Raw genomic sequence first — 14417 nt, 5'->3', positions numbered from 1 at the left:
TTTCCATGGATGACATGCACCTCCGGAGGGACCACCGATGACCCAGCAACTCACCGCACCCGCGGATCTGGACGACTTCAACGAGGACCCGCAGCGCGCTGCCCTGCTCACTCGTCGCGCCGCCAAGGCCGTACGCGTTGCGCCGCGGGGCAACCGGACCTTCACCGCGAAGGAGCGCGCCGAGCAGCTCGCTGACCAGGGCACCTTCGTGGCGTTCGCCCCGGCGCGGTCACGTGAGCCGGGCGTCGGCGCCGGCGTCCTCACCGGATGGGCAACCGTGAACCGTCGGCCAGTGGTCATCATCAGCCACGACGCGGCAGTCGCCGCCGGCGCGATCGGGGCCGTCTTCGCAGACGCGGTCCAGGACGCGCAGCGGTTCGCGATCGACCACGGCTACCCGATCATCTACCTCAACGACTCCAGCGGCGCGCGGATCCACGACGGCATCCACGCGCTGCACGGCTGTGGCGGCATCTTCCGGCTCAACGTGAAGGCGACCCGTCGGGTGCCCCAGATCAGCGTCATCCTCGGCCCGTGTGCCGGTGCCGCCGCGTACTCACCTGCCCTCACCGACTGGACGATCATGGTCCGCGAGCAGGGGCAGATGTTCCTCACCGGCCCCGACATCGTGAAGGCCGCGACCGGCGAGGACGCCACCGCCGAGGCGATCGGCGGCGCCGACATGCACACCCAGACCTCCGGCGTCGCGCACCTCGCGGTCGACTCCGAGGCCGAGGCGATCCAGGCAACGCGCAAGATCCTCTCCTTCACCCCGACGTACGCCGGCGGCCCGCTGCCGGAGTCGTTGCCGGTCGGCCCGGACGCGGCTGCGGCTGCGGAGCTCCCGTACGTGGTGCCGTCGAAGGCCAGCGTCGGCTTCGACATGACGCAGGTGATCGCCGGTGTCGTGGACGAGGGCTCGATGTTCGAGATCATGCCCACGCGCTCCCCCAGCGTGCTGACGATGTTCGCCCGCCTCGACGGCAAGCCGGTCGGCATCCTGGCCAACCAGCCGAACGCCCGCGGCGGCATCCTCGACACCCAGACCTCGGTCAAGGCGTCGCGGTTCGTGGACTACTGCGGCCGATTCGGTATCCCCGTCCTCACCTTCGTCGACGTCCCGGGCTTCCTGCCCGGAACGGTCGAGGAGGGCCGCGGCGTGATCACGTACGGCGCAACGTTGCTGCGTGCGTACGCCGAGGCGACCGGGCCGCTGCTGACCGTCATCGTCCGCAAGGCGTACGGCGGTGCGTACATCGCGATGGGTTCGCCGTCGCTCGGCGCCGATGCGTGCTGGGCGTGGCCGGGTTCGGAGATCGCGGTGATGGGTCCCGGTGGCGCGGTGGCGCTGCTCAACCGGCGCGAACTCGCCGCCGCCGAGGACCCGGCCGCGCTGCGCGACTCGTTGGCCGCCGACTACCGCGAGAACGTCGCCCGCCCGTGGATCGCGGCCGAGGCCGGGATCGTCGACGACGTGATCCTGCCCGAGGAGACCCGCGACCGCTTGGTGGCGTCGTTGCGGATGCTGACCGCATGAGCGACACCGTCCCTCACGTAGCACCGATCGTGGCCTCGGTCTGGAAGATCGAAGTCGCGGTGGGCGATCACGTCGAGGCTGGCTCGATGTTGGCGGTCGTGGAGTCGATGAAGATGGAGATCCCGATCTTCGCGACGGTCGCCGGGGTGGTCGCCTCGATCCCGGTCGAGCCGGGGCAGATCGTCCAGGAGGGCGACGCGGTGGTGGTGATCGTGCCTGGGGCGGGTGTGCCGCAGCCGCGTGCTGCCGGCTGACCCGCTCCTCTGCGGCTCAGCAAGCAACAATCAACCTCATGCAGATCCACCGGTTCACCGAACCTGTCGCGACGTTCCTCGAGCGACCGATCCCGTCGGGGCTGAGCGAGGCAGAGGCGTGGTTCTTCGAAGCACCTGGACCGGTGTTGGTGATGGGCAGCGCGCAAGACGTCGCCCTGGCCGAGGCCGCGCCCGGGATGGATGTCGCCCGACGCCGAAGCGGTGGCGGAGCGGTCTTCGTCGACCCGGCCCGCAGCTTGTGGTTGGACGTGATCGTGCCACCGACCGATCCACGCTGGAGCGACGACGTACGCACCTCCTCCCACTGGCTGGGCCGCGCGTGGGCGGAGGCCCTCCGTTCGATCGGCATCGAGGGCGAGGTGTACGACGAGGGCCTGGAGAAGACCCCGTGGGGACGACTGGTGTGCTTCGGCGCGAACGGCCCGGGCGAGGTGCTCATCGCCGGCCGAAAGACGGTCGGGATCGCGCAGCGGCGTACGCGCGACGGGGCACGATTCCAGTGCATCGTGTACGACCGCTGGGACCCGCACGACGTCGTCGATCATCTGGTCCTGACCGAGGTCGAACGAGCCGCGATCTCCGCTGACCTCGCTGAGGTCGCGGGCGGAGTCGGCGACCGGCTCGGCGAACTTCGTGACGCGATCACCCGTCGACTGCTGGTCGATTGACTCATGCACTGAGAGCATGTGTTCGTGGAGATCGACACGATTCGCTCATTCCTCGCCGTGGCTGACGGCCGTACGGTGACCGAAGCCGCCGAGCTGGCCAATCGGACCCAGCCCGCGATGTCTCGCGCCCTCGCGCGCCTGGAACGCGAAGCCGGATCCGAGCTCTTCCAGCGCGTCGGCCGGGGCGTCGTCCTCACCCCCGCCGGTCATGAGCTCGTCCCGTACGCACGGAGCATCGTCGAGGCCTATGACCGAGGCGTGCGCGCCGTGCAGGACATGGCGGCGCCCGACGGCGGATTCGTCCCTGTCGCCTTCCTGCACACCCTCGGCACCTGGCTCGTTCCCGAACTCGTCCAGCAGTTCCGGCGCGAGCGCCCCGACGTCAGGTTCGACCTGCGCCAGCACGGTGACGCCGGCCTCGTGGACGACCTTCTGAGCGGCGTCGTCGACATGGCCATCACCGGCGACCGCCCGACGCACCCCCAGATCGAGAGCATCCGGCTGCTCGAGGAGCCGCTGCGCCTGGTGGTCCCGCCCAATCATCGGCTCGCCGAGCGGAAGAGCGTACGCCTCAAGGAGGCCGCCGGGGAGACCTTCATCGCCCTGAAACCGGGCTTCAGCCTGCGCGACGTCACCACGACGCTCTGCGCCCAGGCCGGGTTCGAACCGACCTTCGGGTTCGAGGGCGAGGAGGTCGACACGATCCGCGGCCTTGTCGCCGCCGGCCTCGGTGTTGCGCTGCTGCCGGCCCCGCACAGCGGGGGTGCGCCGACCGCTCCGCATCTGCAGATCAGTGACGTCAAGGCTGTACGCGAGATCGGTCTGGCCTGGATGAAGGACCGGCGACTGCCGCCCGCGTCCGAGCATTTCCGTACGCATGTCGCGGCGCACGCCCGGGAGGCGCTGGCTGCGCGTTCGTGACGGCGACACTCATCGCATGCGACATGTATTTCCGAATACTCATGCATGGAACGCATGTGTCGATCGCCAATTCGGCATTGGACGCGCGACCCCGATGAGGCAAGGATGGTGACGCACGTCACCCTCCACCCTCAAGGGGCTCGTTCATGACCGACATCGATCCCGTCGAGACAGCCGAATGGCGCGAAGCACTCGCCAGCGTGCTCGAATTCGACGGCGAACCGCGTACGGCCTTCCTGCTCGAACAGCTGGTCGAAGAGGCTCGCAGGCTCGGCGCGCGAGTGCCGTTCACCGCGACCACGCCGTACGTGAACACGATCTGGCCCGAAGAGGAGCCGGCGTACCCCGGCGACATCGAGATGGAGCGCCGCATCCGGGCGGTCGTGCGTTGGAACGCGATGATGATGGTGCTGCGCGCCAACAAGGAGTCGAGCGAGTTGGGCGGCCACCTGGCCAGCTACCAGTCGGCCGCGACCCTCTACGAGACCGGCTTCCAGCACCTCTGGCACGCGCCGGCCGAGGGCCACGGCGGCGACCTCGTCTACATCCAGGGGCACTGCTCACCGGGCATCTACTCGCGCGCCTTTGTCGAAGGCCGCCTGACTGAGGACCAGCTCGACAACTTCCGCCAGGAGACCGGCGGTCACGGGCTGTCGTCCTACCCCCACCCCTGGCTGATGCCGGACTTCTGGCAGTTCCCGACGGTCTCCATGGGCCTCGGTCCGCTGATGGCGATCTACCAGGCACGCTTCCTCAAATACCTGCACGCGCGCGGACTGGCCGACACCTCCAACCGCAAGGTCTGGGCCTTCCTCGGCGACGGCGAGATGGACGAGCCGGAGTCGCTCGGCGCGATCTCGCTGGCCGGCCGCGAGAACCTCGACAACCTCGTCTTCGTCATCAACTGCAACCTGCAGCGCCTCGACGGTCCGGTCCGCGGCAACGGCAAGATCATCCAGGAACTCGAGGGCGACTTCGCCGGCTCCGGCTGGAACGTCATCAAGGTGATCTGGGGTTCGGGCTGGGACGAGCTGCTCGCCAAGGACACCACCGGGGCGCTGAAGCGCCGGATGATGCAGGCCGTCGACGGGCAGTACCAGACCTACAAGAGCCGCGACGGTGCGTACGTGCGCGAGCACTTCTTCAACGCCGACCCCGTGCTCGCCGCGATGGTGGCCGACTGGACCGACGACCAGATCTGGCGCCTCACCCGTGGTGGCCACGACCCACAGAAGGTGTACGCGGCGTACGCGGCGGCCCATGCGCATGTCGGCGAGCCGACCGTGATCCTCGCCAAGACGATCAAGGGGTACGGCCTCGGCAAGGCGGGCGAGGCGCAGAACACGGCGCACCAGGCCAAGAAGGTCGACGACGACTCGCTGCGGTCGTTCCGTGACCGCTTCGCGGTGCCGGTGAGCGACGAGGACCTGCTCAGCTATCCGTACCTCACGTTCCCCGAAGGCTCCCCCGAGCACGCGTACCTGCACGCGCACCGCACCGATCTCGGCGGCTACCTCCCCCAGCGCCGACGTACGTCGATGGCTCTGGCTGTGCCGGGGATCGAGGCGTTCGCGGCTCAGGTGGCCGGGTCCAACGGGCGTGAGATCTCGACGACGATGGCGTTCGTCCAGATCCTCACGAAACTGCTGCGCGACAAGGAGATCGGCAAGCGGATCGTCCCGATCGTCCCGGACGAGGCGCGTACGTTCGGCATGGAGGGACTGTTCCGCCAAGTCGGCATCTACGCACCGCAGGGCCAGTTGTACGAGCCGATGGACGCCGAGCAGCTCGCCTTCTACAAGGAGGCGGCCGGCGGGCAGATCCTCGAGGAGGGCATCAACGAGCCCGGCGCGATGTCTTCCTGGATCGCTGCCGCGACGTCGTACTCCTCCAGCGACACCCCGATGATTCCGTTCTACATCTACTACTCGATGTTCGGGTTCCAGCGGATCGGCGACCTCGCCTGGGCCGCCGGCGACATGCGCGCACGCGGGTTCCTCCTCGGCGGCACCGCGGGGCGTACGACCCTCAACGGCGAGGGCCTCCAGCACGAGGACGGCCACAGTCACCTGCAGGCCGCACTCATCCCGAACTGCGTCTCCTACGACCCGACGTACTCCTACGAGCTCGCGGTCATCGTGGCCGACGGCCTGCGACGGATGTACGCCGATCAGGAGGATGTCTTCTACTACCTGACCCTGATGAACGAGAACTACGAACATCCGGCGATGCCCGAGGGTGTCGAGGAGGGCATCCTCAAGGGGCTGTACCTTCTGCGCCCGGCGGCGGAGACGGCTCAGGTGCAGTTGCTCGGCTCGGGCACGATCCTGCGCGAGGTGATCGCCGCTGCCGACCTGTTGCGCGACGACTTCGGGATCTCCGCCGACGTGTGGAGCGTGCCCAGCTTCACCGAGTTGCGCCGCGAGGGACTCGAGGTCGAGCGCTGGAACACCTTGCACCCGCTGGAAAAGCCGCGGAAGTCGTACGTCGAGCAGAGCCTGGGCAAGAGCAAGGCACCGGTGATCGCGGCGACCGACTACATGAAGTCGTACGCCGACCAGATCTCCGGCTTCGTGCCGGGCTCGTTCACAGCGCTGGGCACCGACGGATTCGGCCGCTCGGACTACCGCGTGAAGCTGCGCAGCCACTTCGAGGTGGACCGCTACTTCATCGCGGTCACCGCGCTCAGCAACCTCGCCGACAAGCGGGTCGTCACCCGCGACGTGGTCGCCGCGGCGATCGAGAAGTACGGCATCAACCCCGACCGGCCGACCCCGGCCCACGCGTAAGGACACTTCGTTGGACATCAAGGTTCCCGACCTCGGCAACTTCACCGACGTCGCTGTCATCGAGATCTTCGTCGAGCCCGGACAGGTCGTCGCGGCCGAGGACCCGCTCGTCACCCTGGAGACCGACAAGGCCACCATGGACATCCCGGCACCCTTCGCCGGCACCATCACCAGCCTGACCGTCAAGCTCGGCGACAAGCTCAACAAGGGCGACCTGATCGCGATCGGCGAGCCCGAAGAGGCGACTGAGTCGCCAGCAGCCTCTGAAGGGGCGCCGGCGTCGGCGGTCGTCTCGGACGAGGCCCGCAGGAGCCTTGGCGAGGACGCGCCCACGAGCGAGCGAAGCGAGCAAGGCGCGCGCGGCGGAGCCACCGCGACGAGGGCCACGTCCGAGACGGCTGTCGACGCCGGCGACACAGACGGGCTGCGGGCCACTCCGCTCGTACGCCGCCTGGCTCGCGACCTGGAGATCAACCTCGACGGCGTCAGTGGTTCGGGCGGACGGGGCCGCGTCACGAAACAGGACGTGCTCACCGCGTACGACACCTCCCGCGGCGCCTCCGGCGGCGGTTCGGGCATCCCGCCGATCCCGGCGGTCGACTTCTCGCAGTTCGGCCCGATCCACGAAGTGCCGCTGTCGCGAATCAAGAAGATCTCGGGACCGTACCTGCACCGCTCCTGGCTCAACATCCCGCACGTGACCCACAACGACGAGGCCGACATCACCGACCTCGACGCGTACCGTCGCGAACTCGACGAGGCAGCGAAGGCCGAGGGCTATCGGGTCACGCTGCTGAGCTTCTTGCTGAAGGCCGCTGCCGCCTCGTTGAGGAAGTTCCCCGAGGTGAACAGTTCGCTCTCCGGCGACAACCTGATTCTCAAGGACTACGTCCACATCGGGGTCGCAGTCGACACCGAGGGCGGCCTGGTGGTGCCGGTGATCCGCGACGTGGATCGCAAGGGCATCACCGAGCTGAGCCACGAACTGGCCGACCTGTCGTCACGTGCTCGCGAGGGCAAACTGAGCGGTGCCGAGATGCAGGGCGCCAGCTTCACCATCAGCAGCCTCGGCGGCATCGGCGGCACCTCGTTCACCCCGATCGTGAACGCGCCCGAGGTCGCGATCCTCGGGGTCGTCCGGTCGAAGATGGCGCCGGTCTGGGACGGCGAGGCCTTCGTGCCGCGGCTGATGCTGCCGCTGTCGCTCTCGTACGACCACCGGGTCATCGACGGTGCGCTGGCCGCCCGGTTCGTCGCCCACTTCGGTCGGATCGTCGAGGACGTACGCCGCCTCGTGCTGTGATCTCCTGACGCAACGACGAAGGGCCCCTGACCGATCAAGGTCAGGGGCCCTTCGTGCATCAACTCACGCGAGATCGAAGCGATCCGCGTTCATGACCTTCACCCAGGCGGCGACGAAGTCGGTGACGAACTTCTGCTTCGCGTCGTCGGAGGCGTACACCTCGGCCAGCGCGCGGAGCTCGGAGTTCGAGCCGAAGACGAGGTCGGCGCGGGTGGCCGTCCACTGCTTGCCACCCTCGGCCGTGCCACGGAAGGCGTGGGCGCCGGAGTCGAGCGCGGTCCAGGTGGTGCCCAGCTCGAGCAGGTTGACGAAGAAGTCGTTCGTCAGCTGGCCCGGTCGGTCGGTGAACACGCCGTACTCCGAACCGTCCCAGTTGGCACCCAGGACGCGGAGACCGCCGACGAGCGCGGTGAGCTCCGGTGCGCTGACGCCGAGCAGGTTGGCCCGGTCGATCAGCAGGAACTCGCTCGGCAGGTTCAGGAAGCCGCTGTCGTAGTTGCGGAAGCCGTCGGCCACCGGCTCCAACCAGGCGAAGTTCTCGACCGAGGTCTGCTCCTGGGTGGCATCCACACGACCCGCCGTGAACGGCACCTCGACGCTGGCACCGGCAGCTGCCGCCGCCTGCTCCACACCGACACCACCAGCGAGGACGACCACGTCGGCGAACGACAGGCCGGACCCGGCCGCAACGGCCTCGAGCTTCGCGATGACCGGCTTGAGCTGCTCCGGCTGGTTGACCTTCCACGACACCTGCGGCTCGAGGCGGAGACGACCACCGTTCGCGCCACCGCGCTTGTCGGAGTCGCGGTACGTGGCCGCGGCCTTCCACGCGGTGGAGACGAGGTCGGCGACGCTGAGGCCGGAAGCTGCGATGAGCTCCTTGGCCGTGGCGATCGAGGCCGCGTCGGTCGCTGCCGTCTGTGCCGGGAGCGGGTCCTGCCAGATCAGGTCCTCCGCCGGGACCTCCGGTCCGACGTAACGCGACTTCGGGCCGAGGTCACGGTGCGTGAGCTTGAACCAGGCACGGGCGAACGCGTCCGCGAAGGCATCCTGGTCCGCGAGGAAGCGACGCGAGATCGCCTCGTACGCCGGGTCGATCCGCAGGGAGAGGTCGGTGGTCAGCATGGTCGGCTTCTTGGAGCCCTCACCGTGCGCACCGGGGATGACATCCTCGGCGTCCTTCGCGACCCACTGCGGGGCGCCGGCGGGCGACTCGGTGAGCTCCCACTCGTACCCGAAGAGGTTCTCGAAGAAGTAGTTCGTCCACTGCGCCGGAGCCTGGGTCCAGGTGACCTCGAGGCCCGAGGAGATGGTGTCGGCGCCGTGGCCGGTGCCGTACGAGGAGGTCCAGCCGAAGCCCTGCTCCTCGATCGACGCCGCCTCCGGATCGGCACCCTTGTGCTCCTCGTCCGCGGCACCGTGAGCCTTGCCGAAGGTGTGGCCACCGGCGATCAGCGCGACGGTCTCCTCGTCGTCCATGCCCATCCGGCGGAACGTCTCGCGGATGTCCACGGCCGCCTTGAGCGGGTCCGGGTCACCGTTCGGGCCGGTCGGGTTGACGTAGATCAGACCCATCTGGACCGCTGCCAGGGGAGCCTCGAGGTCGCGGTCTCCGGTGTAGCGCTCGTCGTCGAGCCAGACCTTCTCCGGGCCCCAGTACACGTCGTCGTCGGACTCCCACACGTCGGCGCGGCCACCGCTGAAGCCGAATGTCTTGAGACCCATGTCCTCGAGCGCGACGTTGCCGACCAGCACGAAGAGGTCGGCCCAGGACAGGGACTGGCCGTACTTCTTCTTGACCGGCCACAGCAGACGACGGGCCTTGTCGAGGTTGACGTTGTCGGGCCACGAGTTGAGCGGCGCAAAGCGCTGCTGACCCGTACCTGCGCCACCGCGGCCGTCGCCGGAGCGGTACGTACCCGCCGCGTGCCACGCCAGACGGATCATCAGCGGGCCGTAGTGACCGAAGTCGGCCGGCCACCAGTCCTTGGAGTCGGTGAGGACAACGGCGATGTCAGCCTTCACCGCGGCCAGGTCGAGCGCCTCGAAGGCCTTGACGTAGTCGAAGTCGGCGCCGAGCGGGTTGGTCGCCTCGGGGTGCTTGGCGAGGATCCTCAGGTTGAGCTTGTTGGGCCACCACTCCGTGTTGGCGGAACCGCTCGTGGGGTGCGTACGCCCTCCGTGGGCGACGGGGCAGCCGGCGGCGTTGCTGGTCTCGGTCATGACAAGTCCTTCGGGTTTGAAATGGGAACAGAGTCGGTCGTGCGGGTGGATCAGTCGGGCGAGGTCGCGTCACTCCCCTCACCCGGGGCCGCCGCACAGTCGCGGCACTGGCCCCAATAGGTCACCTCGGCCTCGTCGACGACGAAACCAGTGGGAAGTTCGAAGGGCACCAGGCAGGGCGCGGCGCCGGTCGCGCAGTCGATGTCGATCGTGGATCCACACGTACGACACACGAAGTGGTGATGGTTGTCGCCGGCCCGAGCCTCGTACCTCGCCGGTTGGCCGGGGGTCTCGATCCGCCGCACCAGACCGACCTCGGCGAGCGCGCCCAGGACGTCGTACGTCGCCTGCATGCTCATCGAGCCGAGCAGGTCCTCCGCCCAGCCGTGCACGGTCTCGACGGTGTGATGGCCCGGCTGCAACGCCAGTACGTCGAGGACCGAGGCCCGCTGCAGCGTGGCGCGAAGACCCGCGGCACGAATCCGCTCGCTGGAGTGCGATTCGGTGGAGGTCATGCCTCCAACCTACAGCCAGTTTGGAATGAGTCAAGAGAACTTGACGGAAACAGGAACGAAAAAGGCCCCGAACTCTCGTTCGGGGCCAGTCCGTGGCAGATGAAGGATTCGAACCTTCGGAGGTTTCCCGACGGATTTACAGTCCGCTCCCATTGGCCGCTCGGGCAATCTGCCATGCCGCCTACACAAGGTAGGCAACGGTTCGGAAGAATAGCGCAGGTCGGGCGCACGCCCGAAAACGTCACTGCCTCAGGAGGACCCATGGCCGACAGCTCATTCGACATCGTCAGCAAGTACGACCGCCAGGAAGTCGACAACGCTCTCGGCCAGACCGCCCGCGAGATCTCGCAGCGCTTCGACTTCAAGGGCACCGGCGCCACGATCGAGTGGAAGGGCGATTCCGCCATCGAGATCAGCGCCTCGGCGGACGACCGCGCCAGTGCCGTACTCAGCGTCTTCCAGGACAAGCTCATCAAGCGCCAGCTCTCGCTCAAGATCCTCGACGCCGGCGAGCCGCGCCAGTCCGGGCAGGTCTCCAAGATCGCCATCTCGCTCAAGGAGGGCATCTCCCAGGAGGACGCCAAGAAGGTCTCCAAGTTGATCCGGGACGAGGGGCCGAAGTCGATCAAGGCACAGATCCAGGGCGATGAACTCCGGGTCTCCTCCAAGTCACGCGACGACCTGCAGGCCGTGCAGACGCTCGTACGCGGTGCCGACTGGGACTTCGCGGTCCAGTTCGTCAACTACCGCTGACCCGCACCGACCAAGCCCGTACGACATCTTCAACAGCTCGTGTCGAAATCGCAGGATGCCGTTCGACGTATGAGCAACCGGGCCGCCGAACAGCGGCGGCCACCATCGTGAGGAGCAAGCAATGCCGCGGTTCATGGGATTCGTGAAGATGGAAGAGGGCGGCGGACTGCCGCCGCAGGCTCTGTTCGAGGCGATGGACAAGTACATCGGCGAGCAGGCCGGAGCTGGACACTTCCTGGACGGTGGCGGCCTGTTCGGCACCGAGGACGCGGTCAACTTCGTGGTGAAGAAGGGCGAGGTCACCCGGGTGGACGGCCCGTACGCCGAGGCCAAGGAAGTGGTCGGCGGTTGGGCACTGCTGCAGTACGACACCCTCGAGGAGGCCATCGCGGGCCAGCAGGAGTTCGCGGACCTGCACGCCACGTACTGGCCCGAGTGCCGGATGGTCGCGACTCTGCGCCAGATCTCCGACGAGCAGCCGGAGTCCTCCGACGCCTGACGGTTGATGCGCCCATGCGGTCGGCTCTCTACGCTGACCGCATGGGCGAGACCGTGGTCGACACCATCACCGCGGTCTGGCGTGCCGAGTCCGCCCGGCTGGTCGGCGCGCTGACGCGGATCACCCGGGACCTGGACCTCGCGGAGGACCTCGCCCAAGATGCGCTGCTGAGCGCGCTCGAGTCGTGGCCCACCGCTGGGGTCCCCGACAATCCCGGCGGCTGGTTGATGACCACCGCGAAGCGCCGTGCCATCGACACCTTTCGGCGCGCCGAGAACCTGCGCCACAAGACCGAACTGCTCGGTCATGGCCTCACAGAGGAGGACGGGATGCCCGACCTCACCTCGCAGGTCGACTTCATCGAGGACGACGTCCTTCGGCTGATCTTCCTGTCCTGCCACCCATCGCTCACCCCGGACTCGCGGGCCGCATTGACGCTGCGGCTCGTCGGGGGCCTCACCACCGGGGAGATCGCCCGGAGCTTCCTCGTGGCCGAGTCCGCGATGGGTCAGCGAATCTCACGAGCGAAGAAGACACTCGCTGACGCGCGCGCCAACTTCGAGTTGCCGGTCGGGGACGAGCGCGCAGCCCGCTTGGACGACGTGATGACCGTCGTCTACCTGATCTTCAACGAGGGCTACACCGCCACCGCCGGCGGGGATTGGATGCGTCCCGAACTCACGCACGAGGCCATCCGGCTGGCGCGAATGCTGGCAGGTCTCATCCCCGACGAGCCGGATGTCCACGGGCTGCAGGCTCTGCTGGAGCTGCAGGCCTCACGAAGCCCGGCACGGGTGGACGCGACCGGGAATGCGGTCCTCCTGGACGACCAAGACAGAAGCCTCTGGGACGAGTTGCTCATTCGGCGCGGCCTGGCGGCGCTGGATCGCGCGTCGCGGCTCGCTGCGACCGGCAAGCCGGTCGGCCGCTACTACCTTCAGGCGGCCATCGCCGCCCATCACGCCCGCGCCGCCGATCCCTCGGAGACCGACTGGCGCGCCATCGCCGATCTGTACGACGTCCTCGCGCAAGCCGCCCCGGGACCCGTCGTGGAGGTCAACCGAGCGGTTGCGTACGGGCGAGCCTTCGGGCCGGAGGAAGGCCTGGCGATCCTGGAAGGCGTGTCTCTTCCGGGATCGCACCTGCCGCCCAGCGTGCGCGGCGACCTGCTGGACCGGGCTGGCCGACACCCGGAGGCGGCCTCAGCCTTCCGTGAGGCAGCCGAGCTGACCGACAACGAGAGCGAACGGGCGTTGCTGCTCCGACGTGCCGTGGACAGCGATCACGGAGCGTCCAGCTGAGGTCAGCTCGCTGCCCGGCCCGAATGTCGATCAGATTGATCGACACATCTGAAATGATGGACTCGTGCGTGTTTCGGCCAAGTCTGACTATGCCCTCCGGGCGTTGATTGCGATCAGCGTTCGCGAGGACGGCAAGGCTGTGAGCGCCGAGGAACTCGGGCGTACGCAGGACATCCCGCACGGCTTCCTCCAGGCGATCCTCGCCGACCTGCGCAAGAGCGGCATCGTGATCTCCCAGCGCGGCCAGTCCGGCGGCTGGCGGCTCGCACGCAAGCCCGAGGACATCTCGATCGCCGACGTGATCCGCGCAGTCGACGGCCCGCTCGTCAGCGTGTACGGCCTCCGGCCGGAACTGGTCGAGTACGCCGGCGAGGCCCGCGTACTCCAGCACGTCTGGATCGCCGCCCGGTCAGCCCTGCGCGACGTCTTCGAGAAGGTCTCCATCGCCGCGCTCGCCACCGGCGAACTGCCCACCGAGGTCACCGCCCGGACCGCTGACGAGGACGCCTGGACCTCGCACTGAGCGAGCCACGCGCACCGCGTCGTACGCGAAGATCGCGAGTGCGACCCACACGATCGAGAAGCCGATCCAGCGCCCGGTCGACATCGGCTCGTGACGGATCAACACGCCGATCGCGAACTGGAGGATCGGCGCGAGGTACTGCAGCAGTCCCAGCGTGACCATCGGGACGCGAGTCGCAGCTGCGCCGAAGCAGATCAGCGGCAACGCCGTCACGATGCCGGTGGCGGCGAAGAGCAGCATGTGGCCGGGGTTCCCTGCGAAGTGTCCGCGGCTGCCGAGGACGATCAGGTAGACCAACGCGAGCGGGGCGACGTACGCGGTCTCCACCGTGAGTGAGTCGAAGGCACCCGCGCCGGCGGCCTTCTTGACCAGTCCGTACGTCCCGAACGAGAACGCCAGGACGAGTGCCAGCCACGGCGCGTGCCCGTAGTCGACCGTGAGGACGACGATCGCTGCCATGGCGACGCCGAGCGCAAGCCACTGCATCCGGCGGAGGCGCTCGCGAAAGATCAGGACCCCCATCGCGATCGAGACGAGCGGATTGATGAAGTAGCCCAGACTCGTCTCCACGACACGGCCGGTGTTGACGCCCCAGATGTAGAAGCCCCAGTTCGAGGTGATCGTGACCGCGGCGACCGCGAGCAGCAGGGCAGTTCGGCGGTTTCGCACGAGAGCCAGCGTCGGGCGTACGCGCCGCAGGGCGACGATCAGGAACACCATGAGCAGCAGCGACCAGACGAACCGGTGCGACAACAACTCGATCGCGCCGGCGGGTTGAAGCAGCGGCCAGAACAGGGGCACCAGACCCCACATCACATAGGCCGCGACGCCGTACGCAATGCCCCGGCGCGTGTCCATGTCCGCCAACGTATCTGCGGCGGCACCGAACGCGCGAACCGATTCAAGACCGCGGCAGGGACCTGGCCGCGGCGAGCCCCCGCAACTATTCAGGACATGCGACGGGTCGAGGACATATGTGCGTCGGTCCGCGACATGCCCTGAAATGTTTCGCCGGCGAGCGGCACCCCGCCAGATGCCGGGTCTCGGCGTGACGGATGCCGGGTCTCGGCGTGACAGATGCCGGGTCTCGGCGGATCAGCGGTTCACGCG

At 68.1% G+C, this 14417-nt stretch carries 13 protein-coding genes and 1 tRNA gene; 10 read left to right on the top strand and 4 right to left on the bottom strand.

Going from position 1 to position 14417, the window contains the following annotated elements; translation table 11 throughout:
• Positions 1 to 37 precede the first annotated feature (37 nt).
• From KCTC_RS10715 to KCTC_RS10690, 6 genes are all read left to right on the top strand, one after another.
• Entirely contained in the window at positions 38 to 1537 is a 1500-nt protein-coding gene (locus KCTC_RS10715; protein WP_125569267.1) for an acyl-CoA carboxylase subunit beta, read from the top strand.
• Entirely contained in the window at positions 1534 to 1791 is a 258-nt protein-coding gene (locus tag KCTC_RS10710) for an acetyl-CoA carboxylase biotin carboxyl carrier protein subunit (protein WP_125569266.1), read from the top strand. Before KCTC_RS10715 ends, KCTC_RS10710 begins: the two co-directional genes overlap by 4 nt.
• 38 nt (positions 1792 to 1829) lie before the next feature.
• On the top strand, positions 1830 to 2480 hold the full coding sequence (locus KCTC_RS10705; RefSeq protein ID WP_125569265.1) for a lipoyl protein ligase domain-containing protein: 651 nt from the start codon (positions 1830 to 1832) through the stop codon (positions 2478 to 2480).
• 24 nt (positions 2481 to 2504) lie between these two features.
• Complete coding sequence (locus tag KCTC_RS10700) at positions 2505 to 3401, top strand: LysR substrate-binding domain-containing protein (RefSeq protein WP_125569264.1); 897 nt, start codon at positions 2505 to 2507, stop codon at positions 3399 to 3401.
• Between the two features lie 146 nt (positions 3402 to 3547).
• Positions 3548 to 6190, top strand: a complete 2643-nt coding sequence (aceE, locus tag KCTC_RS10695; protein WP_125569263.1) for a pyruvate dehydrogenase (acetyl-transferring), homodimeric type — start codon at positions 3548 to 3550, stop codon at positions 6188 to 6190.
• A gap of 10 nt (positions 6191 to 6200) precedes the next feature.
• The gene (locus KCTC_RS10690; RefSeq protein WP_125569262.1) at positions 6201 to 7493 is read left to right on the top strand and encodes a 2-oxo acid dehydrogenase subunit E2; all 1293 of its coding nucleotides are present in this window, start codon (positions 6201 to 6203) and stop codon (positions 7491 to 7493) included.
• A gap of 63 nt (positions 7494 to 7556) precedes the next feature.
• Here the strand turns inward: KCTC_RS10690 and katG are convergent, their stop codons facing one another.
• From katG to KCTC_RS10675, 3 genes are all read right to left on the bottom strand, one after another.
• Positions 7557 to 9716, bottom strand: coding sequence for a catalase/peroxidase HPI (katG, locus tag KCTC_RS10685; RefSeq protein WP_125569261.1), 2160 nt, complete (start codon positions 9714 to 9716; stop codon positions 7557 to 7559).
• Between the two features lie 50 nt (positions 9717 to 9766).
• Positions 9767 to 10231 (bottom strand): Fur family transcriptional regulator, encoded by a 465-nt coding sequence (locus KCTC_RS10680; protein WP_125569260.1) that lies wholly within the window; start codon positions 10229 to 10231, stop codon positions 9767 to 9769.
• Between the two features lie 93 nt (positions 10232 to 10324).
• Positions 10325 to 10405, bottom strand: a tRNA-Tyr gene (locus KCTC_RS10675).
• Positions 10406 to 10492: 87 nt separating this feature from the next.
• On the opposite strand from KCTC_RS10675, the gene KCTC_RS10670 reads away from it, so the two are divergent.
• The 4 genes from KCTC_RS10670 to KCTC_RS14800 all read left to right on the top strand — a co-directional run bounded on the left by KCTC_RS10670 (position 10493) and on the right by KCTC_RS14800 (position 13307).
• Entirely contained in the window at positions 10493 to 10984 is a 492-nt protein-coding gene (locus KCTC_RS10670) for a YajQ family cyclic di-GMP-binding protein (RefSeq protein ID WP_125569259.1), read from the top strand.
• A 121-nt stretch (positions 10985 to 11105) separates the two neighbouring features.
• A complete protein-coding gene (locus KCTC_RS10665; protein ID WP_125569258.1) occupies positions 11106 to 11483 on the top strand; it encodes a YciI family protein in 378 nt (125 codons plus the stop codon).
• 41 nt (positions 11484 to 11524) lie between these two features.
• Positions 11525 to 12784: an RNA polymerase sigma factor gene (locus tag KCTC_RS10660; protein ID WP_125569257.1), complete on the top strand. Its 1260-nt coding sequence runs from the start codon at positions 11525 to 11527 to the stop codon at positions 12782 to 12784.
• A 64-nt stretch (positions 12785 to 12848) separates the two neighbouring features.
• Complete coding sequence (locus tag KCTC_RS14800) at positions 12849 to 13307, top strand: RrF2 family transcriptional regulator (RefSeq protein WP_174233043.1); 459 nt, start codon at positions 12849 to 12851, stop codon at positions 13305 to 13307.
• Here KCTC_RS14800 and rarD read toward each other — a convergent pair.
• Positions 13194 to 14165, bottom strand: a complete 972-nt coding sequence (rarD, locus tag KCTC_RS10655; RefSeq protein WP_197715178.1) for an EamA family transporter RarD — start codon at positions 14163 to 14165, stop codon at positions 13194 to 13196. The genes KCTC_RS14800 and rarD overlap by 114 nt on opposite strands.
• Positions 14166 to 14417 lie beyond the last annotated feature (252 nt).

Origin of the sequence: Nocardioides baekrokdamisoli (assembly GCF_003945325.1) — a bacterium.
Lineage (GTDB): Bacteria > Actinomycetota > Actinomycetes > Propionibacteriales > Nocardioidaceae > Nocardioides > Nocardioides baekrokdamisoli.
The sequence above is the reverse complement of the archived record's forward strand: the minus strand, read 5'-3'. Positions and strand labels throughout refer to the sequence as shown.